Below are 2,293 nucleotides of genomic sequence, written 5' to 3' on the forward strand. Positions count from 1 at the left end.
GATGGCCCAGGCCTCCGTGCGTCCCACGCCGTGCAACTTGACCACGGACACGGTGACCAATGTGCCCTCATCGGGCGCGAACATCAGCGTGAGTCCTGGCGTATCTGGTCTGGCCGTGGGCAGCATCATCTACAACCTGGGCAACGCGCCCACCGCACATGCTTATGCCGTACGCAACGGCAACCTGACGATGTGCAACTACTCGGCCTACAACTGTGGCAACGCGAGTTACGCCAACCCGTTGAATTCCAATGTGTGGGTACCCATTGCCAACAACATCGTCGCCTTGCGCGCGCAATACGGCAGAGACAACAACAATCTGGCCTCGACCATGACCGGGGTCGTGTCAACCTACAACCAGATCACCCCGGCCAGCGCAGCAGATACCAGTGGCCTGTCGCCCTTCTGCAGTTGGGCCCGAACCTTGTCCTTGCGCATGGCCGTGGTCGCCCGCAGCTCGGCTTACGACAAAACCTCGCCGACAGCCGCAGTGCCCACGTGGACCGGCGCCACGGTCAATGCCAGCACCGCGCCGACCAACCCTACGGCCCTGGGATTCGACCTCAGCAGCGTCGCCAACTGGCAGAACTACCGCTACAAGACGCTGGAGACAACCGTGCCCTTGCGCAACTCAATCTGGCAAGGCGGCCAGGCCAGCTATCAAGGAGGTTCGGGATGTTGAAGCTACACACGCGGCCTCAGCACGAACGCGGCATCGTGCTGATCATGGCGCTGATCGTGCTGGTCGCCCTGACCTTGGGCGCACTCGCGTTGACACGCTCCGTCTATACGTCCAACGCCATTGCTGGCAACCTGGCCTTCCAGAAAGCTGCAACGCACTCGGCCGACCTCGGCATCGAGGCCGCAGTGGGCTGGCTGGAGAACAACAATGGCAAGACCAACTCGACAGAAAACGAGTCCTGCGCAACCACCGTCGGCAGTTCGGTTCTGGCATGCAATCACACGGCACAGGGCTATCTCGCTAATCGGCAGGATCCATCAGGCACGCAAAGCTGGGCCGCGTTCTGGGATAGCAACATCGCTGCCAACGGCGTAGCCAAATCATTGCCAGCAGATAACGCGGGCAATACGGTGGCCTATGTGATTCAGCGCATGTGCGTCAGTGCAGGGGATGCGCAGAGCACTGCCAACGACTGCACGGTCGCCCCTTCCGCGTCCAGCAGCACGTGCTCGGGCGGCAGCAGTTGTGACGCAGAACGCGTCAACCTGGACTCCGTCAGCCAGGTCTATTACCGAATCACGGTCAGGGTTGTTGGTCCGCGCAACACACAGAGTTACGTGCAGTCCATGGTTGCGTTGTAAAGCACCCGGAGAACATCATGCGTCACATACACCTTCGGCCCACGCACCTGGCTCGCCAGCTGGGATGCATCCTGATTCTGAGCACCCTGACCAACTACTCGCTGGCGGCACTGACTGACCTGGCCACCGCGCCGCTGGAGACATCCACAGGCTCTCTGGTCAAACCCAATATCCTGTTCGTTCTGGACGATTCGGGCTCGATGACCTGGGATTTTCTGCCTGACTGGGCCAACACCACCACCGACGCGCTCGCCCGCAATGCCGGCTACAACGGCATCTACTACGATCCAGGCATCAACTACCTGCCACCGCAGAAGTACGACGGATCCAGCTACCCCAGCATGACATCGGCCAACTCGAACGGTTGGACCCAGGTGCCCTACGACGGATTTGGTGTGCAAACGCCTTCCAACATCCCCAACACTGGTACGGACAACCTCTTTACGAACTCCAGTTCGGGCACCACCCAAAGCCTGGTGGGGGCGGCGTATTACTACACCTTCATCCCCGGGGAATACTGCGCATCGGCCAATCTGCAAAGCTGCACGACGCGCACCACCCCCAATGACTCGTACCCTTATCCGACGAGACTGCGCTGGTGCACCAGCTCGGCGCTGACCACTTGCCGCGCCACACGCATTGACTCAGGCACAACCACCTACACCAATGCGCGCTATCCAGGTCAGGTGATCTCCAACGGCACGGGAGCCACAGCCACCATTTCCTTCAGCGGATCGTCCGGCACGCCCCAGATTTCCGGCATCACGATCAATGGTGCCCAGATCATGTCGGCCAGCCAGTCGTACTCGACAACCAGCAACATGGCCTACTACGTGGCCAGCGCCATCAACAACTGCACCTCGTCGATCACAGGCAATTGCACCACAACGGGCTTCAGCGCCACGGTCAGCGGCAGCCAGGTCACGATCAAAGCACCCAACAGCATGTGCACCATGCCTACAGGTGCACC

At 60.6% G+C, this 2,293-nt stretch carries 2 protein-coding genes and 1 pseudogene; all 3 read left to right on the forward strand.

The window, feature by feature from the left end:
- Nucleotides 1–682 (forward strand): PilW family protein (locus tag EPO09_RS22100; protein WP_290646775.1); only part of this gene is annotated, 682 nt, incomplete at its 5' end.
- Nucleotides 676–1,323 carry a hypothetical protein gene (locus EPO09_RS22105; protein ID WP_290646777.1) on the forward strand — a complete coding sequence of 216 codons (648 nt, stop codon included), beginning with the start codon at nucleotides 676–678 and terminating at the stop codon, nucleotides 1,321–1,323. The genes EPO09_RS22100 and EPO09_RS22105, both read left to right, overlap by 7 nt.
- A gap of 17 nt (nucleotides 1,324–1,340) precedes the next feature.
- Nucleotides 1,341–2,293: pseudogene (locus EPO09_RS22110) on the forward strand (hypothetical protein); the annotation flags it as partial.

It is taken from the genome of Aquabacterium sp. (genome assembly GCF_004297345.1).
Lineage (GTDB): Bacteria > Pseudomonadota > Gammaproteobacteria > Burkholderiales > Burkholderiaceae_C > Aquabacterium.